The sequence below is a fragment of the Morganella sp. EGD-HP17 genome (genome assembly GCF_000512315.2).
Lineage (GTDB): Bacteria > Pseudomonadota > Gammaproteobacteria > Enterobacterales > Enterobacteriaceae > Morganella > Morganella morganii.
In genome coordinates this window covers 151,538-177,006 of record NZ_AZRH01000008.1, presented here as the reverse complement: position 1 = coordinate 177,006, position 25,469 = coordinate 151,538, and the positions used below count along the sequence as shown (strand labels likewise).

General features: G+C 48.5%; 21 protein-coding genes and 1 pseudogene. 14 read left to right on the top strand and 8 right to left on the bottom strand.

Going from position 1 to position 25,469, the window contains the following annotated elements:
* Positions 1 to 12 precede the first annotated feature (12 nt).
* The 3 genes from nanQ (at position 13) to X965_RS10640 (ending at position 2,625) form a co-directional block, all read left to right on the top strand.
* Positions 13 to 486, top strand: coding sequence for an N-acetylneuraminate anomerase (gene nanQ / locus X965_RS10650; RefSeq protein WP_036418025.1), 474 nt, complete (start codon positions 13 to 15; stop codon positions 484 to 486).
* A gap of 188 nt (positions 487 to 674) precedes the next feature.
* Entirely contained in the window at positions 675 to 1,562 is an 888-nt protein-coding gene (locus tag X965_RS10645; protein WP_004237804.1) for a MurR/RpiR family transcriptional regulator, read from the top strand.
* Positions 1,563 to 1,734: 172 nt separating this feature from the next.
* On the top strand, positions 1,735 to 2,625 hold the full coding sequence (locus tag X965_RS10640; RefSeq protein WP_004238807.1) for a dihydrodipicolinate synthase family protein: 891 nt from the start codon (positions 1,735 to 1,737) through the stop codon (positions 2,623 to 2,625).
* A 229-nt stretch (positions 2,626 to 2,854) separates the two neighbouring features.
* Here the strand turns inward: X965_RS10640 and X965_RS10635 are convergent, their stop codons facing one another.
* The 6 genes and pseudogenes from X965_RS10635 to X965_RS19750 all read right to left on the bottom strand — a co-directional run.
* Positions 2,855 to 3,514: a class I SAM-dependent methyltransferase gene (locus tag X965_RS10635; protein WP_036418023.1), complete on the bottom strand. Its 660-nt coding sequence runs from the start codon at positions 3,512 to 3,514 to the stop codon at positions 2,855 to 2,857.
* A 338-nt stretch (positions 3,515 to 3,852) separates the two neighbouring features.
* A complete protein-coding gene (locus X965_RS10630) occupies positions 3,853 to 4,431 on the bottom strand; it encodes a beta/gamma crystallin-related protein (RefSeq protein WP_123805119.1) in 579 nt (192 codons plus the stop codon).
* Between the two features lie 256 nt (positions 4,432 to 4,687).
* The gene (locus X965_RS10625; RefSeq protein WP_004238813.1) at positions 4,688 to 5,386 is read right to left on the bottom strand and encodes an ABC transporter ATP-binding protein; all 699 of its coding nucleotides are present in this window, start codon (positions 5,384 to 5,386) and stop codon (positions 4,688 to 4,690) included.
* Between the two features lie 21 nt (positions 5,387 to 5,407).
* Positions 5,408 to 7,108 carry an iron ABC transporter permease gene (locus X965_RS10620; protein WP_004237798.1) on the bottom strand — a complete coding sequence of 567 codons (1,701 nt, stop codon included), beginning with the start codon at positions 7,106 to 7,108 and terminating at the stop codon, positions 5,408 to 5,410.
* Positions 7,092 to 8,126, bottom strand: a complete 1,035-nt coding sequence (locus X965_RS10615) for a Fe(3+) ABC transporter substrate-binding protein (protein ID WP_032097909.1) — start codon at positions 8,124 to 8,126, stop codon at positions 7,092 to 7,094. The genes X965_RS10620 and X965_RS10615 overlap by 17 nt, the downstream gene beginning before the upstream one ends.
* Positions 8,127 to 8,283: 157 nt before the next feature.
* Positions 8,284 to 8,452, bottom strand: a pseudogene (locus X965_RS19750) (IS3 family transposase); the annotation flags it as partial.
* Between the two features lie 590 nt (positions 8,453 to 9,042).
* Here X965_RS19750 and X965_RS10610 point away from each other — a divergent pair.
* The gene (locus tag X965_RS10610) at positions 9,043 to 11,814 is read left to right on the top strand and encodes an autotransporter outer membrane beta-barrel domain-containing protein (protein WP_036418021.1); all 2,772 of its coding nucleotides are present in this window, start codon (positions 9,043 to 9,045) and stop codon (positions 11,812 to 11,814) included.
* Between the two features lie 63 nt (positions 11,815 to 11,877).
* Here the strand turns inward: X965_RS10610 and X965_RS10605 are convergent, their stop codons facing one another.
* Positions 11,878 to 13,131: a nucleoside permease gene (locus X965_RS10605; protein ID WP_004235905.1), complete on the bottom strand. Its 1,254-nt coding sequence runs from the start codon at positions 13,129 to 13,131 to the stop codon at positions 11,878 to 11,880.
* A 129-nt stretch (positions 13,132 to 13,260) separates the two neighbouring features.
* A complete protein-coding gene (locus X965_RS10600; RefSeq protein WP_004238831.1) occupies positions 13,261 to 14,079 on the bottom strand; it encodes a purine-nucleoside phosphorylase in 819 nt (272 codons plus the stop codon).
* 169 nt (positions 14,080 to 14,248) lie between these two features.
* Between X965_RS10600 and X965_RS10595 the strand changes: the two genes are divergently transcribed.
* The 10 genes from X965_RS10595 (at position 14,249) to X965_RS10550 (ending at position 25,434) form a co-directional block, all read left to right on the top strand.
* Positions 14,249 to 15,457 carry an ROK family protein gene (locus X965_RS10595; RefSeq protein ID WP_004238832.1) on the top strand — a complete coding sequence of 403 codons (1,209 nt, stop codon included), beginning with the start codon at positions 14,249 to 14,251 and terminating at the stop codon, positions 15,455 to 15,457.
* A gap of 194 nt (positions 15,458 to 15,651) precedes the next feature.
* Positions 15,652 to 16,053 carry a DUF4878 domain-containing protein gene (locus X965_RS10590; protein WP_004235910.1) on the top strand — a complete coding sequence of 134 codons (402 nt, stop codon included), beginning with the start codon at positions 15,652 to 15,654 and terminating at the stop codon, positions 16,051 to 16,053.
* The gene (locus X965_RS10585; RefSeq protein ID WP_036418019.1) at positions 16,053 to 16,616 is read left to right on the top strand and encodes a YiiX/YebB-like N1pC/P60 family cysteine hydrolase; all 564 of its coding nucleotides are present in this window, start codon (positions 16,053 to 16,055) and stop codon (positions 16,614 to 16,616) included. The genes X965_RS10590 and X965_RS10585 overlap by 1 nt, the downstream gene beginning before the upstream one ends.
* A 42-nt stretch (positions 16,617 to 16,658) precedes the next feature.
* The gene (rnz, locus tag X965_RS10580) at positions 16,659 to 17,576 is read left to right on the top strand and encodes a ribonuclease Z (RefSeq protein ID WP_036418017.1); all 918 of its coding nucleotides are present in this window, start codon (positions 16,659 to 16,661) and stop codon (positions 17,574 to 17,576) included.
* A 91-nt stretch (positions 17,577 to 17,667) separates the two neighbouring features.
* Complete coding sequence (locus X965_RS10575) at positions 17,668 to 18,591, top strand: LysR family transcriptional regulator (RefSeq protein ID WP_015422508.1); 924 nt, start codon at positions 17,668 to 17,670, stop codon at positions 18,589 to 18,591.
* Positions 18,592 to 18,915: 324 nt separating this feature from the next.
* Complete coding sequence (locus tag X965_RS10570; protein WP_036418016.1) at positions 18,916 to 20,496, top strand: L-lactate permease; 1,581 nt, start codon at positions 18,916 to 18,918, stop codon at positions 20,494 to 20,496.
* Between the two features lie 46 nt (positions 20,497 to 20,542).
* Positions 20,543 to 21,685: an FMN-dependent L-lactate dehydrogenase LldD gene (gene lldD, locus X965_RS10565; protein WP_004238839.1), complete on the top strand. Its 1,143-nt coding sequence runs from the start codon at positions 20,543 to 20,545 to the stop codon at positions 21,683 to 21,685.
* A 356-nt stretch (positions 21,686 to 22,041) separates the two neighbouring features.
* Positions 22,042 to 23,616, top strand: a complete 1,575-nt coding sequence (locus X965_RS10560) for a PTS sugar transporter (RefSeq protein ID WP_036418015.1) — start codon at positions 22,042 to 22,044, stop codon at positions 23,614 to 23,616.
* Between the two features lie 123 nt (positions 23,617 to 23,739).
* Positions 23,740 to 24,582 (top strand): hypothetical protein, encoded by an 843-nt coding sequence (locus X965_RS10555; RefSeq protein WP_004235917.1) that lies wholly within the window; start codon positions 23,740 to 23,742, stop codon positions 24,580 to 24,582.
* Between the two features lie 42 nt (positions 24,583 to 24,624).
* A complete protein-coding gene (locus X965_RS10550; RefSeq protein ID WP_036418013.1) occupies positions 24,625 to 25,434 on the top strand; it encodes a Cof-type HAD-IIB family hydrolase in 810 nt (269 codons plus the stop codon).
* The last annotated feature ends 35 nt before the right edge of the window (positions 25,435 to 25,469 follow it).

The window sequence follows — 25,469 nt, the reverse complement described above, 5'->3', positions numbered from 1 at the left end:
CAGGAGGTATCTATGTTATTTGGTCATATATCTGACGTGGCAATAATGCCTGAAATGAATTTGGTATTACGTAATATAATTGAAAAGGCACTCGCACTCGATCCATTATCTTTAGAACCCGGAAGCTATCCTATTGATGATAATGATGTATTTATGAACGTAATGTCATTTGAAACACAATCCCGGGAACAAAAATGTGCAGAATTACATCATCGCTACATTGATATACAAATATTACTATCCGGTGAAGAAGTTATAGATTATGGCGTTCGTCATTCAGCTAAAAATGCCACTGTTTATCATAAAGATGATGACTATCAACTCACTGATACTATTGAAAATAGTCAAACATTATCTTTAACCCCCTCTATGTTTGCTGTTTTTATGCCTTACGAGCCCCATAGACCCGGAATAGCTTCAGAACAAGGAAATAGTATCCTAAAAAAAGCCGTGATTAAGGTAAACTCTGCCCTGCTGGAAAATTAATTTTTGCCGATTCAGTTAAACGCTTTATTCTAAAATATCAGAAATTTTCACTTTGATATCAATGGAATAAAGCGTTTTGCCATTATCACATAATTATCAGAGCAAGGCTTTTTTTAACCCGCCAGAATTGGTACTCTTGTTAGCAGAATTCCACTCCCTTTGAACTTCAGCAAACAAGGATAATTTTCATGACAAAACAGTCAGTTACCAGACTGAAGCCAGGTAAAATACTCGACACACTGGGGGCAATGAAAAATAGCCTGACGCGAGTATCACAGCGTATTGCTGAATATATCCTGTTTCATCCTGTTGAAGTCACTCAGCTTTCCATCGCACAACTTTCCCGGGCGACTAAAGCTGGCGAAGCAACTGTAGTACGTTTTTGCCGCACTCTGGGCTATAAGGGCTTTCAGGACTTTAAAATGGATTTAGCCATTGAAATGGCGACATCGGATAGTGAAGAATCACCAATCCTTGATGCTGAAGTTAACCATCAGGATGATATCCATACTATAGGTTTAAAATTACAAGCAACCATCAATAATGTGTTATCAGAAACATTAAATTTACTTGATATGACGCAAGTTAAAGGCGCTGTAAATGCGTTGCTATCATCGAATTATGTTTTTATCTGCGGCGTGGGTTCCTCGGGGATCACAGCAGAGGATCTAAAAAATAAACTGATGCGTATTGGATATCGGGTGGATGCTGTTACCAATAACCATTTTATGTATATGCAGGCTTCCTTATTGAAACCGGGTGATATCGCGATCGGTATCAGCCATTCCGGAAATTCACCGGAAACAGTTCATGCACTGAAACTTGCAAAAGAAGCAGGGGCTACCACAATTGTGCTAACGCATAATTTAGGTTCACACATTATGGAATATGCCAATTATTATCTGATTAATGGTAATCGCCAGGGGAAATTACAAGGTGATTCTATTGGTACAAAAACAGCACAACTGTTTGTTTTAGATTTACTGTATACCCTACTTGTCCAGGCTCAGCCTGAAATGGTCAAAGAGCAAAAACTGCGTACACTAAATGCATTGAAAAGTACCAATTCAGCATGAGTTTATAATTAGTGTTATGTGGTCTTGAATAAAACCAGCTAAAGATCACACTTTCATTTTTCTCTTTCTTTAACGCTAATTTCATTATTGCGTTCTGAACGATTGAGTCTTAATATAGAGTCAAACTCCATTAAATAACCAATAAAGAAACATAGCTCCAAAAGGAATAATAATGAAAAAACTCTCTGGGTTAATCGCTGCACCTCATACACCTTTTGCTGCCGATGGCAGTGTTAATTATCCTGTCATTGATAAAATTGCAGAACATCTTATTGCAACTGGTGTTACAGGTGCTTACGTATTAGGAACAACAGGAGAAGGTATCCATTGTTCTGTCGAAGAACGCAAAAAAGTCGCTGAATACTGGGCTGCTGCCAGTCAGGGACAATTAGATATAATTGTTCATACAGGTGCTCTCAGTATTGCAGACACTATAGAGCTATCCCGTCATGCTGAAACATTAGATATTCAAGCTACATCAGTGATTGGCCCTTGTTTCTTTAAACCGGGCAATGTAGATGACTTAGTTGAATATTGTCGTTTAGCAGCGATGAACTCGCCTTCTAAAGGCTTTTATTACTACCACTCTACTATGTCGGGACTAAACATTGACATGGAAAAATTTTTACAAGCGGCAGGAAAAACAATTCCGAATTTATCCGGAATGAAATTTAATTCTCCTGATATGTACGAATTTCAACGTTGCTTACGTGTTGATGGCGGTAAATACGACATTCCATTTGGTGTAGATGAATTTATACCGGCAGGGTTAGCGTGTGGGGCGTTAAGCGCTGTAGGAAGCACCTATAACTATGCTGCTCCTTTATATCTTGAAATAATTGATAAATTTAACAATGGTGATTACAAGGGGATCACTGCGTGTATGGATAAAGTAATTGCAATTATTCGTGTGCTGGTAGAATACGGTGGTGTTGCTGCAGGTAAAGTTGCAATGCAATTACATGGCATTGATGTTGGTGACCCCCGCCGTCCACTACGCCCATTAACTGCAGCACAAAAAACGGATGCACTGGCAAAATTTAAAGCAGCTGGTTTCCTATAATTAACCTTACTCTTGTTGAGTATTAACAATACAAGCTTACTTTTTTACATCTCCCCCATTTTATGATGACAGTGGCTTTCGAAGTGAAAGCCACCTTTTATTTCTTAAAATATTCTCCGGTCAGTCATCCGATTAAGCTGAATAACATCATGTATAAAACAAAAAAGAATATATTGTCACCTGTATAAGAAATTTGCTTTTATTACAGATAATTATATTTTACTACACTTTATTTTTTATTTTTAGCAGTGAATAATGCAACCGTACCCTGAATATTAACTGAAACATCTTCAAACAAAGACGAAAGCATAGTTTCAAGTGAATCCGCAGAGTCATAAACGTTGCTAAAAATCCCTTTTTTGTTATAGACTGACATTAGCTTACTTCCAAAACGGTTATGCTTAACCCCCTCTCCAAGAATAGTCGCGCCATATAAAATGCCATCATCTTTAAGTGTTTCAGTGATATTTATTATCGCTTGTTTCTTATCACTCATTTTCCCCGGCAAACAATGTAATAAATAAAATATGGATACTGAATCAAATACCCCCCTCAACTGACCAGTAAATCTATTGAAGATATCATGACATAAACAAGAATTTAATTTTTCATCAGAAATATATTTTTTAGCACATTCCAAACTATGAACATTAAGATCGGAAAGCGTTATTTTATTAATTTTATCTGCGGATTTCTTTAAATAAAAACCAGTTCCAACACCAATATCCATATGGTTGTTACCAAGATGAAATTTAAAGTGAGGAATTAAAAATTTATCAGTATTACAATGCCATGCATAGTTATTAGATATCTTTAGCACCCACCAGTCATATAGAGACAAAGAGAGAGGTGTATATACTTTAGAACCATCATTTGTGTTCAATGACATAAAATCCCCAGAATGGAAAACATATATATTATTTTTTTATTATTTGTTTTAATAGTCGAAAATAATGAGTAATAAATCAGGTTATCATATGTTATAAGTGCATGATAATATACCTGATATTATTCAGAATTATTTATATCACATACCATCCCTGGTATGCTTCATCCGTAATAATCATAAATCATATGTTTTTCTAAAAATTTCTCAGAAACCATTTATACAGATACTGAATAAAAACCACGAGGTCACGAAATACAAAATAACCAAACGCAATTATAACGATTAAAATTAACACCATTCACACAAGTAAATTAACAAGTTATATTTTCATTATCTTTTTATTTCTTTCGAAGTATTTTCATTGAGCTAATACTGTGTGGAAAATCATCTGCATTTCCCTTTCCTGAAGAGCGGGTATAATAGTCACCCTGAAAGTTTTTTTCTTTGAAAAACCGCACTGTCCATCCATCCGGAATATCAAACGACATGATCTTGTTATCAAAATTATATGTACTAAAATCATCAATACTTTCATTGACCAGCAAATGCTGACCTGTTTGATCAAATCCATTAAATAATACAATAGCAGAGAGCCCCTGGTGACGACTATCTCCATTACTCAGTATCACCGTTGCTGTAGTACACATGGCATCTTTTGGCGTACAAAAAATACTATTACTACCCTCTTTATTTTGACAAGACTGACTGGCGTTGAATTGTGCTTGTGTTTTTTTCACATCAACACCGGCATACATCTTGTTAAATGGGGTTAATACACATACATATACACTTTCTTTAAACTCCCGATTATCAGGGTAAGAGTACACAGGGGAATTCACCGTCACGTGAATATTATCAGCTATAGCAACCAAAGGTAGTCCTATCAATAAAAACAAACCTATAACTCGTTTTTTCATATTAAATTCCAAATCTATTTTTACCACTGCGGATCAAAAGGGTCTGTATCCGGGCTATACGGAATCAGATGTCTTCCCCATATGCTTTGCAGCTTTCAATTGAAAATCTTCCCTAAAAGACTATCCTGTAAAGATAAATAGCACATATGCCCCGTTGCGGCAAACCAGAACAACACAGGGAAAAGAACGGTCAGATGGTACAAAAAATAAAATCGTAGTATCAACTTCCCGTGCACTATTTATCTCATTTTTTATTTTAAGTATTTCTGATTTTGGTTTTCTCATCATTCTGAATTAATCTGCCATTTTTCAGGTAGTTAATTTTGTCAGCCATCAATTGTGCTTCATCTTCGCTGTGAGTCACTAACAGTGCTGTTTGCCCGGCTTCCCGTAAAATATCTCTCACTTCCAGCCCTAAACGTTTACGGCTATCCGGATCTAAGCTCGACAAAGGCTCATCTAACAACAATACTGCCGGCTGTGTCGCCAATGCACGTGCTAAAGCAATACGTTGCTGTTGCCCACCAGACATTTCATGTGGATAACGCCCGGCAAGTTCTTTTAATTCTACTAAATCCAGCAGTGTTTGAACTCGTGTTTGCTGATATCCTTTCGGTTGTTTTCTCAGACCGAAAGCAATATTTTGCGCTGCGGTTAAATGGGGGAACAGCGCGTAATCCTGAAATACCATTCCCACATTGCGTTGTTCCGGCGGAAGATGAAGGCCCTCTCCTGCAACACAGCGGCCACCAACATGGATGGTTCCCTGCTCTGTACGTTCAAACCCTGCAATAGCACGTAATGCAGTGCTTTTTCCGCAGCCGGAAGTACCGAGAAGACAGCCGATCTCCCCTGCATTAATGTGCAAAGAAAAGCCTTTCAGAACATGATTACGTTGATGTTTACTCCCGTAAGAGACATGCACATTATCAAGAACTAACGTTGTGTCTGACACCTGATGACGACTCCCTTCTGATTATCGTTGTTTTGGCCCGGATGAAGATAATTGACTACGTGCTAATAGTATTACCGGGAGCGTTCCGGCCAATACAATCAGTAATGCTGCAACAGCCCCCTCCTCATAGGTACCTCTCGCCGCTTCTGCATACAAAGATGTTGCTAATGTTTCAAAGTTAACCGGACGAAGTAATAAAGTAGCCGGTAACTCTTTCATCACATCAGCAAAAACCAGCAAAGCACCTGTCACTAATGCCGGACGCAATAACGGTAAATGTACGCGGAAAAAGGTTCCCGACTCACTTTCACCAAGTAATCTTGAGGCCTGTTCCATGCCCGGCGGAATACGGGTTAACCCGGCATCAATCGCCCCGACTGAAATCGCCATAAAGCGGATAGAACAACAGATAACTAATAAAACCCCCGAAGAGAGCAGCGGTAAACCGCGATAATTGAACAATTCGGCCAGTATATTATCCAACGACATACCCGGTGTTAATAACCCGATGGCCAATACCGTTCCCGGCACCGCATAGCCCAGTGAGGCAACTTTCATCAATGTACGTCTGGCCTCCGGAGCCCCCCCCGAAATCGCACTTGATCTCGCATACCACGCCACAATCAGGCTGACAAAAGTCACCACAAGGGTAACTCCTGCCGCTAATAATAATGAGTTTTGTAATGATTGCAGGAGGCTGGCAGAAATTTCCATACTATCACTAAAACGCCTGATACTTTCCCAACCCAGAAATAGTGCAGGGGCAACAAAGCCCAGTAAAACAGGCAGAGAAGTCAATAAAGTCGCCAGGCATGCGTGAATTCCCGTTAATCGTGCCGGTAAAATCCCCCGCATTTGCCGGCCGGAATTATAACGCTGATTCTTGCGCCCATAATATTCCAGGGCCAGCAACAGAATAATTACCGTCAACATGGAGCACGCAATTTGCGCTGCTGCCGCCAAATCAGAACGCGTCACCCACGTGGTATACACTGTGACTGTCAGAGTATTCACGCCAAGGAATTCGGATGCGCCAATATCATTCAGTGTTTCCAGTAATGCTAAGCTTGTTCCTACCACCAGTGCGGGACGTGCCATTGGCAGCGCCACCCGGAAAAATGAGCCGGTTGAACTTAAACCAAGTGTGCGGGCTGCTTCCAGTAAATGCGCCGGCTGGCTCATAAACATAGCCCGCATGGTGAGATAAACATACGGATATAACACCAGACCCAATAACAAAATCGCGCCGGTCATGGAGCGAAGATCCGGAAGCCTGAACTCACGGGGGTTGCTATAGCCCAACAGGCTGCGAATGACTTCCTGAACCGGCCCGATGGGATGCAGTAAATCAAGCCAGGCAAATGCCACTATGTAGGTTGGCATGGCGAGGGGAAGCAGCAATGCCCAACTAAATAGCCGCTTTCCCGGGAAATCGAATGCAGTGACTAACCAGGCGCAACCCGCACCAATAAGCATGACCAGTACGCCGACACCAAGTAATAAAATCAGGGTATTGAGTATCGCATCAGGCAACACATACTTCAGTAAATGTTCCCAATGACTGACACCTGAGCTTACCGCGAGCCATAACAGGAATAACAAAGGGGTCATTACACCAAGCGTAATGACCACCACAGTAAGACTTAAAGGCGAAAAACCGAAACGCGGCGCTCCTGCGGCGCCACGTAAATCAGATAAGCCTGTTTTATTGATCGAATCCAACTTTATCTACCAACTGGCTGGCTTGTTTACGGTGTTTAACGATTTCAGCCAGTGGAATGTTATCAACATTGATTTCACCAATCGCACTGTTGATCGTCGCATCCAAAGGAACCCCTTTACGGATTGGATATTCGTAGTTAGCTTGCGCATACAGCTGCTGAGCAGGAACTGAAACTAAATACTCCATCAATTTCACAGCTTGTTCTTTATGTGGCGCATTGCGGGCAACTGCAGCACCAGTGATATTGACGTGCGTTCCGCCACTGGTAAAGGTTGGCTGAACGACTTTAATGGCATCCCCCCACTGACGGGCATCAGTGCCTTCTTTCGCATTTTTCATATGACCAACATAGTAGGAGTTCGCTAAGCCAACATCACAGATACCACCGAGGATGTCACGGGCAACATCACGATCGCCACCAGCAGCTTTACGGGCTAAGTTATTTTTCACGCCACGTAACCACGCTTCTGTTTTCGCTTCACCATCATGAGCAATCATTGCGGCTACTAATGCTGTGTTATAAGGGTGTTGTCCCGCACGAATACAGATTTTGCCTTTCCATTGCGGGTCTGCCAGGTTTTCATACGTGATGCTGTTTAATGGTATGGATTTTTCTGCATACAACACACGTGCACGCATTGACAAACCAAACCATTGGTTGTCTTTATCACGTAAAGAAGCCGGAATAACTTCTGTTAATACTTCGGATTGAACAGGTTGAGTTACACCTGCTTCAACTAAATCGATGAGGTTACCTGCATCAACTGTCATTAATAAGTCAGCCGGAGAGTTTTTACCTTCGGCTTTTACTCGTTCTAACATACCATCTTTGATATAGACAGTATTTACATCAATGGCAGTTTCTTTCGTAAAGGCATCGAGAAGAGGCTGAATTAAGCCCGGTTCACGTGTGGTATATAAAGTGAGGGAATCTTTTGCCATCGCTGGTAATGCACAGGTAACCATAAGCGATGATGCCAACGTAATCAAACGAGTCTTATTACATAAAAAAAACATTTTTTCAACATGTTGCGATCTTCTCCATAGTGAAGTGATGCTTAATATAATCTATTGAATATCTTGCAGGCTGTAAAAAGTATACATGATAATGAGTCTCGTTTGCAAATTAGTTTCATTAAAAAATAGTAAAGTTAAGTTATAACTAAAATGAATGCATTCTAAGGTAATCGAAGATCTCTGTTCGGGCCAAACTCCGGCCTTATAAATACGCTTTCTGATGCGCTCTTTTTTCAGTAAAACGATTAGATCAAAGCATTATCGCGGCAGTTGCCACTCCGGCTGATACTCTGTACCAGGTTGTTGGTCCGGCAGAAGCGCAGCCAGTGCCAGTTTGCGTGAGAGGGTAGGTTCCATAGCCCCCCTCACCCGGGCTGAATTATTTGCTGTGGTGGGGTGTCAGCTCAGAACATAACGGTCAATGTATAAAAAGGGGCATATTGTGGGTCCTGACAAAAAGATATCCTCAACACTACTCCGCCGCAACGAATATTATAGAAATAACGTAGCACTTGTAATGTGCACCATAAAACACCTTACTTCATTCAATATCCGAACCGGAATATTTTTCATTGCCTCTGAAAGTAATTTATTAAAATAGATACAGTCTGATAAACCATCCCGTATTTTTCACCTGTCACTGTTATTCCCTTACTATTCTCAAATTGTTACACATTACCGCCTTATTACAACACAGGTGAGTAGAGACATACGCGTCTGAGTGGTATTTTTCTTATTAACGAGCTGTATATCTGAATTAATTCCGGTAGACGGTATTTACCGGCTGTTTCATTATTTTATCACCTGTTAAAAAATAATATTCCGTTTTATTTCCGGACGATTTTCTTACAGCTCACAGCACCACATTCAATCTGATAAATAATTTTAATTCGCTTTTTAAAGCAAGGATTTGGATATGACATTTAATAATTCAGTGCTGATTGCACTGTTTTCCGCTTCTTTCAGCGCTTATGCCACGGAACCACCACCACCTTATCAGTCAGAAGTTGAAGTTCCTGATATTAATACCATTCTCAGCAGTGCCACTGATGGCTGGCCGACCGCAAAAGATAAGTGGGATAATAAATATCAGTCAATTATCACCGGTAACCAATATATTAATGGTCAGACATTAACCAGAACCTGGTTCCCGGAACAATTTCTTTATGTTGAGAATAATTCTTACAGCCTGAATAACACCATTGATTCCTTCCAGACCACATTCCGGAGCGGCAGTGTCGCTATCGGAAATATAGTCAAAGGCGGAATTACCAATCCGTCCGATCCTTCCAAAGTCTATCGCGGATTTATGTCGATGATGGAAGACTCCATAGCGTATAACACTATTGTTGAAGATAACGGCAGCCTCAGCCTGGGGAATGACGCCAAAGCGTATAACACCACAGTGAATACCGGCGGCAGAATGGTTGTCGGTACACGGGGCTATGCACAGGCAATTTTGATCGACGGCGGTTATCTGGAGCAATCCGTTACCAGCACCTCAAATACCAAAGATGTGATTGTCGTGAATGGCGGACAGCATATTATCTACGGCGGTACGGCAACCAACAGCCATATCGGCAGCGGCAGCTATCAGATGAGCAGCGGCAACACGATAGATACCGTGCTGTATGACGGTGCAGTTCAGCAGATTTATGCCGGGAAAGATGGTGTGACTGACCGCAATACCATCGTTAACCACGGTGCATTACAGTTTGTGACCCACGGTAATACAGAAGATACCCGTGTTTACGGTACCCAGATTATTACCGGTGTTGACGGGGAATGGGAAAACGGCGAGTGGACATCCGACGATTCTTTCCGGATTGATGATCAGACAGCCAAAAATGCCACCATTTATGCCGGCGGTGTGCAGCGTATTCAGACTGGCGAAGCCATTGATACCCGGGTTTACGGACAGCAGATTGTCAGCGGCAAAAAAGGCGGCTGGAGCGGCGGACAATGGGTTGAGCAGGACGCCTGGATTGGCAAAGATCAGGTTGCCACCGGCTCAGTGATCCACCAGGGCGGTGAACAGATTGTTGAATACTATGCCGATGCGGTTGGTACGCTGGTTAACGGCGGTACACAGCTGGTCAAGGAGTTTGGTCATATTCAGGATACTACCGTTGAGAACGGAGGTTCATCCGTTATCGCTTACGGTGCCTACTCCACCGGTGACCTGAATGTTAATGACGGTTCAGTAACGATGGAAGGCGGTAGTCTTCACAGCTGGACCGGAGCTCTGGACGGCAAAGGCGCTTATGTTACCCGTCTTAATCTGGCCGGTGACAATGCGTTTATGTATCTGAAGCATAATGACACCACCAGCGAATCCGAAGCAACGATTGAAACACTGGCTAACAACGGTACCGTGATATTCGGCAGCAGCGACGGCACTGACGCCGGTAAATACAGCCGGTTACAGATTTCAGATCTGACCGGTTCCGGCACCTTTGTGATGAACACCAATATTAACGGTGGTACCGGTGATTTCCTGAATATCAGCAACAGTATCAGCGGTGAGTTTAATGTCAGAGTAATGGATTCCGGTCAGGAGCTGAAAAGCCGCGGCGGTGTGAATCCTCATCATCTGATCTTTGCCAACGGCAGTGACAGCAACAGCTTTGCACTGGTGAACGGCAGTGTTGACCTGGGTGCTTATAAATATTACCTGGTACAGGGTGATGAGCAGGACAGCGATAACTGGTATTTATCACCGAAAGCAACCGATCCGGCACCAAATCCGGATCCGGAGCCGGGTCCCGATCCGAAACCTGAAATCTCCGAAAGCGGGAAAAACGCTATCGCGATGGCCAACGTGACGCCAACTATCTGGAACAGCGAATTATCCACACTGAGAACCCGGCTGGGCGATCTTCGTGATAACCAGACGGCACAGGATGGTGTGTGGGGCAAATATATCGGCAGCCGTAACCGCATCTCAACCAGTAATGTCGGTTACACCCAGGATATGAACGGGCTGATGCTGGGCGGCGACCACGCGATTGCGCTGGAAAACGGCCGCCTTCTGGTCGGGGGAATGTTCTCCTATACCCATTCAGAACTGGATGCCCGCACCAGTGACGGCAAGGTGGACAGCTTAGGTCTTGGTGTCTACACCACCTGGATGCACAACAGCGGTTACTATGTGGATGGCGTGCTGAAAGCCAACCATTTCAGAACCAAAAACAGCGCGCAGTTTAATGACGGAAAAACCACCGCCAAAGATAACACCAACGGCATCGGTTTCTCTGTGGAAGGTGGTAAACACATCACCGCAGGCAGTTACTTTATCGAGCCTTATGTGCTGGGATCTTACTTCCGCGGCGAAAAAACGGCCTACCGTTTCAGCAGCGATATGAAAGTGAAAGCGGATGCTGCTGAATCTGTTAAAGGTGAAATCGGTACCACCTTCGGTAAGACGTTTGTCACTGAAAACGGCGGACTGATTAAACCTTATGCCCGCCTGGCGGTCAGCCACGAGTTCAAAAAGAACAATGATGTGGTGATTAATGACACTGAATCATTCAGCAATGATATGTCCGGAACCGTCGGTAAATACGGCGTGGGTCTGACAGCGCAGATGAATAATCAGTGGTCCGCCTATGCAGAGTTCAACTATGCCAAAGGCAGCCATGTGGAAACCCCTTACAGCGGCAACCTGGGTATCCGTTACAGTTTCTGATAACCCATACAGTACAGAATGACAAAACCGGCCCTTAAGGCCGGTTTTTTTTATGCTGTTTCTTTATACCACCGCTTTTTCTGCGGCTTTTTCAGTCCTATGGTCATAGCGGAAAGTGAACTGGAAAATAATCGCCAGCACCACAGTATAAGAGGCGAATATCAGCCAGATTGACTGCCAGTCTTTCACGCCGTCCACCGTGAACATATCCACAACCTTACCGCTGACAATCGCACCGGCATAGGCTCCCACACCGTTAACCATCATCATGAACAGTCCCTGCGCACTGGCGCGGATTTTGGAACTGACGGTTTTTTCAATGAAAATCGAGCCGGAGACATTGAAGAAATCAAATGCACAGCCATAAACAATCATCGACAGCACGAGGAAGAAGAAACCGATTGATACCGGCTCACCAAAGGCAAACAGACCAAAACGCAGTGTCCAGGCAATCATACTGATCAGCATCACGGTTTTGATGCCGTAGCGTTTAAGGAAATACGGGATCGCGAGGATAAACACCACTTCAGCCATCTGTGAGACAGAAAGCAGCACAGACGGATACTGCACCACCAGCGTGTCTTTATATTCCGCGATACGGCCGAAATCATGCAGAAACGGGTTACCGAATGTATTGGTGATTTGCAGCACTGCGCCGAGCAGCATGGCAAACAGGAAAAACACCGCCATGACCGGCTGTTTAAACAGCACAAAGGCATCCAGGCCGTAACGCTGTGCCCAGGTGGTCGTACCGGTCTGTTTTACCACCGGAATTGCCGGCAGTGTCAGTGAATACAGTGCGAGCAGCAATGATGCGCCGGCGGCAATATAAAGCTGCATATTGCTCAGCTCGAATTTCATCAGACTGACCGCCCACATCGCCGCGATAAAACCGACAGTACCGAACACCCGGACAGACGGGAAATGCGTAACCGGATCGAGGTTATATTTTTGCAGGCTTGCGTAACTGACGGAGTTTGACAGGGCAATGGTCGGCATAAAGGCCATCGCATTCAGCAGCATCACCCAGAATAGTACATTCACATCGGTGACAGTTGCGGCATAAAAGAGTGCACCGGCGCAAATCAGGTGACACAGGCCGTAAAGCCGGTTCGCCGGAATAAATTTATCGGCAATAATCCCGACCAGGCCCGGCATAATCACCGCCGCCAGCCCTTTGGTGCTGTAGATCCAGCCCACATCAGCCCCGGTAAATTTGAGGGTTGCCATCATATACGAGCCGAGGGTGATTAACCACGCGCCCCAGATGAAATACTGGAGGAACAGCATCGCTTTCAGTCTGACTTTTATATCCATGGGTATCTCCGCTGAGATAAAGAAAAAAAGGCCGCCGACGTCCCATGATGTCAGGGCGGCCTCTGAACGACGGTTTTCTTAATGTTATACTGAGAAAAAGAAAACCACGCTTAGCTGATGATTATCTGATTAAAAACGGGAAATAATACCGGTAACCAGCTTCAGGAAAGTGCTTTTCACCCGCTCAGCGGTTTCAATCACTTCGTCGTGGCTCAGCGGCTGGTCGAGAATACCGCACGCCATATTCGTCAGGCAGGAAATCCCCAGGGTTTCAATCCCGGCGTGGCGCGCCACCAGTGCTTCCGGAACGGTGGACATCCCCACCGCATCCGCACCCAGTGTGCGGATCATCCGGATTTCTGCCGGTGTTTCATAAACCGGGCCGGTCCACCACGCGTAGACACCTTCGCGCATAGTCACACCCTGCTCTGCGGCGACCGCTTTGGCGATACCGCGCAGATTTTTGCTGTACACTTCACTGACATCCAGAAAGCGCACACCGAGATCCGGATTATTCGGCCCGATCAGCGGATTATTTGCCGTCAGATTGAGGTGGTCCGTGATCAGCATCAGGTCGCCCGGGGCAAAACCGGTATTTACTGCACCACAGGCATTGGTGATGATCAGCTTTTCGACACCCAGCGCTTTCATCAGACGCACCGGGAAGGTAACCTGATCCAGCGACACGCCTTCGTAATAGTGGAAACGGCCTTTCATCGCCACCACGGTTTTGCCGCCCAGCGTGCCGATAACCAGCTCATTGGCATGGCCGACAGCGGAAGAGCTGGCGAAATGCGGAATATCGTTGTACGGAATGCGGACAGCATTCTCCAGGGTATCGGCAAACGGTCCCAGGCCGGAGCCTAAAATGATACCGATAGTCGGTTTAACAGTGATCTGCGCTTCGACGAACGCTTTGCTTTCTGCGATATCAGCGGTGAGATGCATTATTTATCTCCTGAATTTATCCGGGATGTAACAATTGATGAAATGTATGCCGCGATTGTAGATCAGATGTAAACACGGAAACAGGATCTTCTTCTCAATATGAGAAAAAGGATCCGGATACAATGATGAATAACAGACAGTGCCCCGTGATAAAAGGAGATTCGGGCTTATGACGTTATCCGGCATACTCAGTGAATTCCGGTCATCCAAAAACTCCAAAACCCGGAAACTGAAAACCCTCTGGCAGCTGATTCTGAATGACGGGCCTATCCGAGCGGAAACGCTGTCAGAAAAAGCCAACATGAATGGCGCCACCTGTGCGCGGCTGCTGGATGAGCTGAGCAGGCTGGGCCTTATCAGCGCGGCAGAACTGGGGCAATCCACCGGCGGGCGCAAACCGATTCTCTACAGTGTCAATCCGGACAGAGGGCGGCTCGCCGGGATTGAAATCAGCAATATCTATTCCACGATTGTGCTGCAAAACCTGAAGCTGGATGTGCTGGCGACCTGCAAAATCAAAGCTGCCGGACAGGAAACGCCGCAGGTGCTGCTGGAGCGTCTGCTCACCCGGCTGTTATCACTGCTGGAGGAACATCACCTCAGTACGGATGATCTGCTCGGTATCGGCATTGCGGCGGATTACACCCTGCCTCCCGGCAGTGACCGCCGCGCCATGAATGATTATCTGATCCCGTTACTGCGTGAGATGGCGGAAAGCCGTACCGGATGTCAGGTGACTATCGGCAGCGGGGTGAATTTTGCCGCACTGGCAGAATACCGGCTGCGCCACAAAGAGAGCCGCCGCCTGTTTTTCACCACCTGTGACGCGGAGATCCGCAGCAGTACCATTCTCAGCGAGCCTGTCCGCTTTATGCCGCCGGGCTCGGAAAATGCGTTCGGGCATATGACGCTCGATCTCCACGGCCGCACCTGTGAATGCGGCTCGTTTGGTTGTCTTAATCAGTACAGTTCACTGGAAGCTATCCGCAAAACCGTGATTCAGCATCTGCGGCGCGGCAAACCCTCCGTCATCACCTCGCTGGTCAGTGATGAGCAGGAGATTGATTACCATGTGATTTTTAAAGCCCTTGAGCTGGCTGATCCAATCTGTACCGATGCACTCGAAGAGGCTGCTTATTATTACGGTCTGGCAATCGCCAATACCATTCTCTCCTTCCAGCCGGATGTGGTGGTCTGCGGCGGGACGCTGACCCCGAAACACACTTTCTTCGCCACTGTGCAGAAAACCGTGGCGCAAAAACTGGCCGGATTCCCGCAGATTAACACCCGGATAGTGCCTGCGTTTGATTCCTATGAAGTGGTTTCTCAGGGAGCCGGCGCGATGGTGCTGGAGAGCCTGCTCAGTGATACGCCCTGATAATCCTCTGCCGGGGTTTTCCTGAACAGGTATCCGCATAATAACCTGCGCAGTGTCGCCCTCACTGCGCTATCTTTCCCTGAATCCGCCGTCAGCGTTATATACAGGATTGCCAAGCCGCCGGATGTCCGTATACTGCCGGTATTTTCATCAGAAAATAATAAAAACACCTGTTGTCTTTTAAAGGAAAAACTATGTTTAAAAAAATCGCCCTCACCCTGATGCTGCTGGCCGGCAGTATGATGCTGACCGCCTGCGGCAGTGATTCCCCGCAGGATGTTGTTAAACAGTTCTACAGTGCTGTTGAGAAAAAAGATGCGGATAAAGCTTATGATCTGCTCGCCATCCCGGAAAAAGATAAACAGAAAAATGAGATGGAAATCAAAGGCAAAGTACAGATGATTGTCGGTGATATGGCGCGCCGCATTGAAGGCAACGGCGGCGTGGAAAGCACAGAAGTGAAATCCGTCGATATTGATGAAAGCAAAAAACGCGCAACCGTCATCCTGACAGTCAATTTCAAAGACGGCAAACAGAAAGATGAGCGTTTCATGCTGACAAAAGATGAAGGCGACTGGAAAATCATCCTGCGCTGATGAGACATACACTCTGCGCCGGGTTTCTGCTCCCGGCGCTGCTGACAGCCGCACTGCCGCTGCAGGCAGCAGTACCGCCGCCCGGCATTCAGAGCGGTGACCTGGTTTTCCGTGACGGCGGCGAAGCCATCAGTGATATTGTCAGAAGTATCGATAACAGCGGTTTCAGCCATGTCGGTATTGTTGATATCACACCGGAAGGGACTTATGTTATCCACTCCACCCCGCAGGAGCACCCGGACGGTATCAGCGGCGTGAACCGCGATCCCCTTGATTTCTTTATTGAACACGCCAAAGACGGACAGGTTGCCTGGTATGCCGTACAGGCAGACAGCGAAAATCACCGCCGCGCCCGAGATAATGCCCTTGCGCAGCTCGGCACGCCTTTCAGCATCAACCCGCAGGACGGGCTGTACTGCACACAACTGGCAGCAGATACCTGGCAGTCGGCCGGGGTCACGATCATCACCGGCAAAACCCGTCTGAGTTTACCGCTGGCGGAAGAACCGTTAATCTTACCGGAAAATATTACCCGCTCGCCGCAACTGCGCCGTATTCCGTAATACCGGCCTCCGCGCGGCGGCAACTGCAATACAGGGAACAACATGGAGTTAATTTTTCTGGGCACCGGTGCCGGTGTTCCGTCGAACAACCGCAACGTCAGCAGCCTGGTGCTGGATCTCAAATCATTACAGCGCGGCCTGTGGATGTTTGACTGCGGCGAAGGCACTCAGCATCAGATCCTGAAAAGTCCGGTCAAAATCCCGAAACTGGAAAAAATCTTTATCACCCACCTGCACGGCGACCATATTTTCGGCCTGCCCGGCCTGTTATGCAGCCGCTCCATGGGCGGATGTGAGGACCCACTTACTCTCTTTGGCCCGCAGGGGCTGGCGCAGTTTGTTGAAACTGCACTAACACTCAGCGGCTCGTATCTGACCTTTCCGCTGGAGATCATTGAGATAGATGAGGAAGGGGTGATTTACGATGACGGACAACTGAAAGTCAGCGCTTACTCACTCGAGCATCCGGTGATCAGCTACGGTTACCGGATTGAAGAACATGACAAACCCGGCGCACTGGATGCACAGCGCCTGAAAGCCGAAGGCGTACCGGGCGGCCCGTGGATGCAGACTCTGAAACAGGGCGGCGAAGTGACACTGGACGATGGCCGGGTGATTTGCGGGGCGGATTATCTCGGCGAACCGCAGCGCGGACGTCATCTGGTGATTTTCGGAGATACCGCGCCGTGTGAAAATGCGCTGAAACTGGCACAGAATGCAGATGTGATTGTGCTGGAAGCCACACTTGACGGCACTATGACAGAAAAAGCCAACAGCCGCGGACACTCCTCCACCGTGCAGACCGCCACTCTGGCGCGTGATGCCGGGGTTGGTACGCTGATCGCCACCCATTTCAGCGGGCGCTACAGCGAAGAAGATTGTGAGCGTTTACTTCGCGGGTGTCAGGCGATTTTCCCGGCCACAGTGTTTGCCTTTGACCACATGGTGTACCCGCTTTAACCTGTCTGTCTCCGGCGTGATTATCACTGTTACACAGATTTTGATATAGTGAATGCTGTTTATTATTTCATTCACTGCCGGAGGTTTTACCATGCTGCCCGCCCACGAGTACGCTAATGATCTGATTTTATTTGCGCTGATTGTGGATTGCGGCTCATTCAGTAAAGCGGCGGAAATGGCCGGTGTCACCGGCTCTGTGCTCAGCAAGCGGGTAGGACGGCTGGAAAAAGCCCTCGGTGCCCGTCTTCTCTACCGCACCACCCGCAGCCTGTCTGTCACGGAAAACGGCCGCGTACTGTATCAGCATGCCAAATCCCTTACCGGCCAGGTTCACAGCGCCCTGCAGGCAGTCAGTGCCAACAGTGATGAGCTGACCGGTCTTATACGTATGTCAGTACCCACTATCTCCGGAGAACTGGTTCTCAGCGACAGCGTCGCGGAATTCTGTGAAAAATACCCGAATGTGAAAGTGGAAATGCATCTGGAGAACCGGTTTGTTGACCTGGTGAATGAACGGATTGATCTGGCTATCCGCACCGGGATGATGAGTGACTCCAGCCTGATAGCCCGTCCGCTGATTGATTCTCACTGGGTGATCCTCGCCTCCCCCCGCTATCTGGAAAAACACCCTGCGCCGCAGAATCCGGAAGATTTGCTGACACACAACTGCCTCACTTACACCTATCAGCAGAGCGGTACCTCAAACTGGCTGATGCGCCGCCCGGATACCGGTGAAATCTATGAATTGCAGGTAAGCGGTAATATCGCTTTCAATAATGCCCGTGCCATCCGCAAAGCGCTGCTCAGCGGCCACGGTATCGCCATGGTGCCGCGCTGTATGGTGCATGAAGATCTGGAAGCCGGGCTGCTGACGGAAGTCCTGCCGGGTTACAGCGGCAAAAAACTCGGCGTGTATGCCGTGTATCCGTACACCCGCCATCTGCCGGTCAAAATCCGCCTGCTGATCGATCATATTCAGGCGTCATATCAGGCAATCAGTCCTTATTTCGGCTGACAGATTCAGGATTGTTATCTATCTGTGATATTGATTAGTCGATTTTTGGAATTTCTCTATTGACCATTGTGGCCTAATTAATGTGACCCTGTCCTTTTATCATACAAATTAACCCATTAATTTACTGATAAATAACATTTTTTTATTTCCTTTTTTCACCTGATTTTCTGCGTTTTTCGTCATTTCCCGTCCGCATTCAATTGTTAAAAAAATGCAGCATAGATAATTCTTTTTGGTTGTGATTAAAATAATTCCGTAATGAAAATTTAACGAATCCTGCATACAACATTTATTTTTAAAACAATAATAATGTCAGAGGGCTTTATGGCTATTTTTTTCAGTCTTGCACCGATCGTGATGTTAATCTGGATGATGACAAAACGCCGCAGTATCCCTTCCTACATTGCATTACCTTTCACGGCCGCTGTGGTGTTCTGTATCCAGCTGTTCTGGTTTAAAACGGATCTCACACTGCTGAGCGCCAATATTGTCACCGCCTTTATTTCTGTGCTGACACCGATCACCATCATTGCCGGGGCGATTATGCTCAATAAGCTGATGCAGGTGAGCGGCGCAGAAAACGTGGTGCGCAGCTGGCTGGAAAATATCAGCCCCAATCCGGTGGCACAGCTGATGATTATCGGCTGGGCATTCGCCTTTACCATTGAGGGCGCAAGCGGGTTCGGAACGCCTGCCGCTATCGCCGCACCGATCCTGGTCGGTCTCGGTTTCCCGGCCATGCGGGTTGCCCTGCTGACGCTGGTGATGAACTCCGTGCCGGTTTCGTTCGGCGCCGTCGGTACACCGACCTGGTTTGGTTTTGCCAACCTCGGGCTGAATGAAGAGAGTGTTTATCAGATAAGCCACTACTCAGCGCTGATCCACTTTGTGGCTGCATTTGTGATCCCGATGCTGGCACTGCGTTTTATTGTCAGCTGGCAGGAGATCCGCCGTAATATCGTGTTTATTCTGATCAGCGTGCTCGCCTGTACCGTGCCGTATCTGCTGCTGGCTCAGGTCAACTATGAGTTCCCGGCGCTGCTCGGCGGGGCGATCGGCCTCGGGATTTCTGTCGTGACCGCCCGTGCCGGTATCGGCCTGACCCGCACTGAACAAAAAACAGAGAAAAAAGTGATCCCGTTCGGGCAGGTTATCAAAGCGATGACCCCGACCCTGCTGCTGATCGGTATTCTGATTGTTACCCGCATCCACCAGCTCGGCCTGAAAGGGCTGCTCAACAGCACTAACGTGATTTGGGAAGGCACTCTGGGTTTCCTCGGCCATATCACACTGAGTGATGCACTGATTGTCCGCCTGAGCAACGTATTCGGCACCCCGGCGGCGGCAGATTATAAAACGCTGTATGTCCCGGCGCTGATCCCGTTCTTCCTCGTGGTGTTTATCGGTATTTTCCTGTTCCGCCTGAAACGGACTCAGGTAAAAACCATGTTTGTGCAGACCGCACAGCAGACCAACAAGCCGTTTATTGCCCTGTTCGGTGCACTGATTATGGTAAACCTGATGATGCAGGGCGGCGAAAATGCGCCGGTTTACATTATCGGCCGCTCACTGGCGGGAGCCACCGGTGAGAGCTGGATCTATTTCGCCTCTTATCTCGGCGCACTCGGCTCGTTCTTCTCCGGCTCCAATACCGTGTCCAACCTGACCTTCGGCGGGATCCAGCAATCCATTGCCCAGACCACCGGCCTGAATGTCAATTTAACCCTCGCGCTCCAGTCTGTCGGCGGTGCCATGGGGAACATGGTGTGTCTGAATAATATTATCGCTGTCTGCACCATCCTCGGAATTACCAACGCCGAAGGATCCATTATCAAAAAGACAGTGGTTCCGATGTTTATCTACGGCGTGATTGCCGCCGTGATGGCACTGATACTGACCCTGTAACCGGGCACAGTGCTGAGTTTGTTACATACATATACAGGTACTTAAGATGATTATTTCCGCTTCAACAGACTACCGGGCGGCTGCCGAATCCAGACTGCCACCCTTCCTGTTTCACTATATTGACGGCGGGGCGTATGCCGAGCATACCCTGAAGCGCAATACGGCGGATCTGGCGGATATCGCCCTGCGTCAGCGGGTGCTGCGCGATATGTCGTCTCTCAGTCTGGAAACTGAACTGTTCGGGGAAAAACTGGCGATGCCGGTTGCCCTGGCGCCGGTCGGGCTGACCGGGATGTACGCACGGCGCGGTGAAGTGCAGGCGGCGAAAGCGGCAGCCAATAAAGGCGTTCCGTTTACCCTGTCCACGGTATCCGTGTGTCCGATTGAGGAAGTTGCTCCGGCGATTGAGCGCCCGATGTGGTTCCAGCTCTATGTACTGCGCGATCGCGGTTTTATGAAAAATGCCCTCGAGCGCGCCAAAGCCGCCGGGGTCAAAACCCTGGTCTTTACTGTTGATATGCCGGTGCCGGGTGCGCGTTACCGTGATGCCCATTCCGGGATGAGCGGCCCGAATGCCGCCATGCGCCGTGTGTTACAGGCGATGGTTCACCCGCGCTGGGCGCTGGATGTCGGCGTGCTGGGCAAACCGCATGATCTGGGTAATATCTCGGTCTATCGCGGCGCGCCGACCAAACTGGAAGATTATATCGGCTGGCTGGGGGCAAACTTCGATCCGTCCATTTCCTGGAAAGACCTCGAATGGATCCGCGAGTTCTGGGAAGGCCCGATGATTATCAAAGGGATCCTGGATCCGGAAGATGCGAAAGATGCAGTGCGTTTCGGTGCGGACGGTATTGTGGTCTCCAACCACGGCGGCCGCCAGCTGGACGGCGTGCTCTCCACCGCCCGTGCTCTGCCTGCTATTGCCGACGCGGTGAAATCAGACATCACTATTCTCAGTGATTCCGGGATCCGCAACGGGCTGGATGTGGTGCGGATGCTGGCGCTGGGGGCAGATTCTGTCCTGCTCGGCCGTGCTTTTGTCTATGCCCTCGCGGCGCAGGGACAGGCGGGAGTCGAAAACCTGCTGGATCTGATTGATAAAGAGATGCGCGTGGCAATGACACTGACCGGAGCAAAAACCATCCGCGATATCACCCGCGACTCACTGGTTAATCTGCCGGGCTGATCCGTTTTTTATCTTTATTCTGAAGCCACTCCCCAGAGTGGCTTTTTTTGTTTTATGTGGTTTCTCTGTGTGATTGACACGGTTAATTATGATCAAACTCACACAAAACAACATAAAGCAAAATAATTAGCTAATAATTAAACAGCATTAAATAAAATAAAATCCCGACATTACCAGCTAATCACACTACAAAAATCACATTTCCACACTATTTTACCCGAAACGAATCAATTCAGTGATTATTTCATAAACAATACGCCCTATTTTGATGTGTTGATTTACGTTGTTATACCAAGCAATATCAACAAAAAACAACAATAAGTCGTTACTTACCCTGAATCCCCTGAGGTCCGATTATGAAAAAAATTGTCATACTGGGCAGTAGTGGCGGGAACCTGTACAACCTCGGTGGTGCAGATCCTGAAAAACTTCTGAGCGAAATCTACACACAATGTCAGTCCGCCGGTGTTTCTGTTGCTGCAGTGCAGTTTATTGCAGCACAGGCGTCGATGGATGTTGCCAAACCCTCTACCGCTGCCGCGGTCTACACCCTGACAGAAGCAGATGCCGTGCCAGCGGTGACGTTCTCCGGCACCCTCGCAGAAGTCAATGATGCCGTGCGCGGCAGTGATGAACAGATTACCCGGCTGATAGAACAGGGCGATATCGACGGCATCATTATTATGAGCGGCGATCCGCACAACGCCAACCGCCTGGCACTTCAGGCCGCAGCGGAAAAGAAAGTGCCGATCGCCGGTACCGGCGGCACCTCGATGGCCCATATCGCCGCCGCCGGTGCCAATGTGATTGCCACCTCGGGTACCACCGGCACCACCAGCAGAACCCGGGCTATCTCGTTTATCTCCTCCCTGTGTAAACACTGGGGTATTAAATTCCGTCCGGTTCTGGGCAGTGCAGGCAGCACCGGCGGGCCATCCGATAAGAGTCTGCTTAAGCGGATGAATATCCGCGGCATTATGATCCCCGCGCTGCCCGGCTTTATTGCCATGGCGATTGTACTGGCGCTGAGCCACATCCCGGGACTGGAAAGCCTGGATGCGATTTTCCAGCTGCTGCTCAAAGGGCTGCCGGTGATTGTGGCGGTGATTGCCGCCAAACAGGTCTCCGAACTGGATGAGGTTTCGATTGTTTCCGGGGTTGTCGCCGGGGTGCTCTCGGTCGAGGGTGGTCTGATCGGCGGGATCGCCGGCGGGATCATGGCGGGTATTTTTGTCCGTTACCTGTTTGCCCTGTGCATCAGCTGGAAATTTCCGATGACCACCGTCAACATCGTGGCGGGCGGGATTTCCGGTCTGGCCGCCGGTCTTATCATGTTCTATTTCCTCAGTCCGCTGGCGCTGCTGGCCGGTAACTACATCAAACTGGCGCTGGAAAGCACCCTCGCCTTCAGTCCGGTTCTGGCGGGACTGCTGGCTGGTCTGGTTATCTGGCCTGCGATCCTCGGCGGTGTGTATCACGCGGTGATCCTGCCGCTGGTACTGCTCGAGATGGAAAAAACCGGTGTCAGCTTCCTCGGCGCGGTGGATATGGTCGGGCTGGTGATGGTTGCCGCCGGTATTAACCTAGCAAACGTCATTGCCCCGCGTGAACGCAGTGAGGCCGCTGTCGCCGCCCCGGGACTGCTTATCAATCTGGGATTCGGCACCTTTGTGGAATCGGCGTATCCCTTCATGTTTGCCAACAAAATCGTGTTCGGCGGTGCCATTCTCTCCGCCGGGATCGGCGGCATGATGCTCGGCATGTTTAATGTCAAAGGGGTGGCGTATGTCCCGGCGTTTGCCTCTCCGTTCTTATCCAGTAACGCACTTTACATGGCGCTGACCATGACCGTGATTCTGGTTTTAACCTGCGCCATTACTGTCATCGCCAACCGTTTCAGTGCCGTGACAACCGCGAAAGCCGCAGGCTGATGCAAAGACAACACAGCAATGAATAAGTGTGAAAAATATCACACGCCAACACCAGGGCTTTATAAAAACGGCACCTCCGGGTGCCGTCATACAAAAACACAAAAAAAGTAATAAGAGGTTGATATGTTTATAGGTGATATGAATAAAAAACGTGAACAGGCCATGGCGAAAGTCAGAAATGCTATTGCGCTGCACAACGGGCAGACTCTGCTCAGCACAGGTATCACCGGTGATGACGCGCGACTGGCGAAAGCAGTGTGTGATGCCGGGGTCAAAATGCTGGAGCCGAACCATCCGGCGCTGGCGCTGGCACGCGGACACAGAGGCGTGAATAACATGCACGCCGCCGAGCAGATCCGCCATGAGATCTCCACCGCGCAGATGGCGGAAGCCGTCAACGGTATCCGTAATGTGATCCCGGATGATGTTTTTATTACGGTCGGGATCGCCGGCGGATTCACCGAAACCATCCCGGTGCCGGTGACAGAAGAGGATATTTTACAGATCGCCCGTGCCGGAGCTGACGGCCTGCACACCCATAAATCCACTTTTGAGGATCTGGCGGATATTGTCAGTCTTGCGCACCGCTTCGGCCTGACCGTGGATGCCTACATCGGCCACCCGGACGATCTGCATACCTTCGGCATCCCGGCGGAAACCCCGGAAGAGGTCGCGGAAGTGGCGAAGAAAATGGAAGCCATCGGCGTGGATATGATCGGCCTGATGACCGGTATGAGCTACGAGGGCGTGGCCGCCGGTGAAATTCCGGAACAGATTAAAGCCCGGCTGAAAGCGCTGGTGGGCGCGGTCAGTGTTCCGACACTGGCGGAAGGCGGTATTAACGTCGCCAATGCCAAAGCGTTTAAAGAAACCGGTGTGAATATTTTAGTGGTCGGCACCGCGATTGATAACGTGGTATGTCAGGCGGCCGCACAGGTCACCCAATCCTTTATTCATCATAACTGACGGTATTCCCGGGCGGGGGCACAGCTCCCGCTGAGGCTTTTTATGACCACACTGGCTATCGATCTCGACGGCACGCTTTTACATCCGGATAACCGTATTTCAGAGGGCAACCGCCGGGCACTGCTGGCGCTGCCGCCGGAAACGGATATTGTTATCTGCTCTGCCCGCCCGCTGCGGGCGATTTTGTCTCTGACGGACAGCGCCGGGCTGCTTCCGGTGCTCCGCGCTATCGGCGCCTGTAACGGCGCGGTGATTTATGACTGCCGCACACAATCCGTTCTCAACCGGGCAACCCTCTCTCCGGCCGTGTTATCCGCACTGCAAAACCTGCTCACCACCGGCTGGCATGCTTTCGGGGAGGATGCTCTGCTCTGTCCGCCGGGGGAAATATCAGAATACACAATTCATGAAGCTGAATTATTCGGCCTGCCAATACAGACACTCGCGGCAGACGATATTTTCAGCCGGACAAATATCATTAAAATCACCCTGTGCGGGGAAGCGGAAGCCCTGCGGCAACGGGCTGAAAACCTTCGCCCGCAGTTACCGGCAAAGGTCAGCGCATTCTTTACCGATCAGCACTATTTTGAACTGGTTCCCGCATCCGTGAGCAAAGGCAGTACCCTGCAAATACTGGCGGAGCGCGGTATTCTGCGGCCGGGAACCATCATGGCCATCGGGGATCAGGAAAACGATCTCTCTTTATTTGCCGCAGCGGATCTGCGCGTGGCAATGGGCAATGCCGTACCGGCACTGAAGCAGGCCGCCGGGTATATTACGGCTGACTGCCGGGAGGATGGCGTTGCTGCCGCACTTCATCATTACAGAGCGGCATTCCGCAACGACACATAATGCGCTAATATTGTTCATGTTTACGAGTGTGATGA

Excerpts from the sequence above, each read along its gene's own strand:
- nanQ (WP_036418025.1), top strand. The coding sequence starts at position 13 with ATGTTATTTGGTCATATATCTGACGTGGCAATAATGCCTGAAATGAAT.
- X965_RS10645 (WP_004237804.1), top strand. The coding sequence starts at position 675 with ATGACAAAACAGTCAGTTACCAGACTGAAGCCAGGTAAAATACTCGAC.
- X965_RS10640 (WP_004238807.1), top strand. The coding sequence starts at position 1,735 with ATGAAAAAACTCTCTGGGTTAATCGCTGCACCTCATACACCTTTTGCT.
- X965_RS10635 (WP_036418023.1), bottom strand. The coding sequence starts at position 3,514 with ATGTCATTGAACACAAATGATGGTTCTAAAGTATATACACCTCTCTCT.
- X965_RS10630 (WP_123805119.1), bottom strand. The coding sequence starts at position 4,431 with ATGAAAAAACGAGTTATAGGTTTGTTTTTATTGATAGGACTACCTTTG.
- X965_RS10615 (WP_032097909.1), bottom strand. The coding sequence starts at position 8,126 with ATGTTTTTTTTATGTAATAAGACTCGTTTGATTACGTTGGCATCATCG.
- X965_RS10610 (WP_036418021.1), top strand. The coding sequence starts at position 9,043 with ATGACATTTAATAATTCAGTGCTGATTGCACTGTTTTCCGCTTCTTTC.
- X965_RS10605 (WP_004235905.1), bottom strand. The coding sequence starts at position 13,131 with ATGGATATAAAAGTCAGACTGAAAGCGATGCTGTTCCTCCAGTATTTC.
- X965_RS10600 (WP_004238831.1), bottom strand. The coding sequence starts at position 14,079 with ATGCATCTCACCGCTGATATCGCAGAAAGCAAAGCGTTCGTCGAAGCG.
- X965_RS10595 (WP_004238832.1), top strand. The coding sequence starts at position 14,249 with ATGACGTTATCCGGCATACTCAGTGAATTCCGGTCATCCAAAAACTCC.
- X965_RS10590 (WP_004235910.1), top strand. The coding sequence starts at position 15,652 with ATGTTTAAAAAAATCGCCCTCACCCTGATGCTGCTGGCCGGCAGTATG.
- X965_RS10585 (WP_036418019.1), top strand. The coding sequence starts at position 16,053 with ATGAGACATACACTCTGCGCCGGGTTTCTGCTCCCGGCGCTGCTGACA.
- rnz (WP_036418017.1), top strand. The coding sequence starts at position 16,659 with ATGGAGTTAATTTTTCTGGGCACCGGTGCCGGTGTTCCGTCGAACAAC.
- X965_RS10575 (WP_015422508.1), top strand. The coding sequence starts at position 17,668 with ATGCTGCCCGCCCACGAGTACGCTAATGATCTGATTTTATTTGCGCTG.
- X965_RS10570 (WP_036418016.1), top strand. The coding sequence starts at position 18,916 with ATGGCTATTTTTTTCAGTCTTGCACCGATCGTGATGTTAATCTGGATG.
- lldD (WP_004238839.1), top strand. The coding sequence starts at position 20,543 with ATGATTATTTCCGCTTCAACAGACTACCGGGCGGCTGCCGAATCCAGA.
- X965_RS10560 (WP_036418015.1), top strand. The coding sequence starts at position 22,042 with ATGAAAAAAATTGTCATACTGGGCAGTAGTGGCGGGAACCTGTACAAC.
- X965_RS10555 (WP_004235917.1), top strand. The coding sequence starts at position 23,740 with ATGTTTATAGGTGATATGAATAAAAAACGTGAACAGGCCATGGCGAAA.
- X965_RS10550 (WP_036418013.1), top strand. The coding sequence starts at position 24,625 with ATGACCACACTGGCTATCGATCTCGACGGCACGCTTTTACATCCGGAT.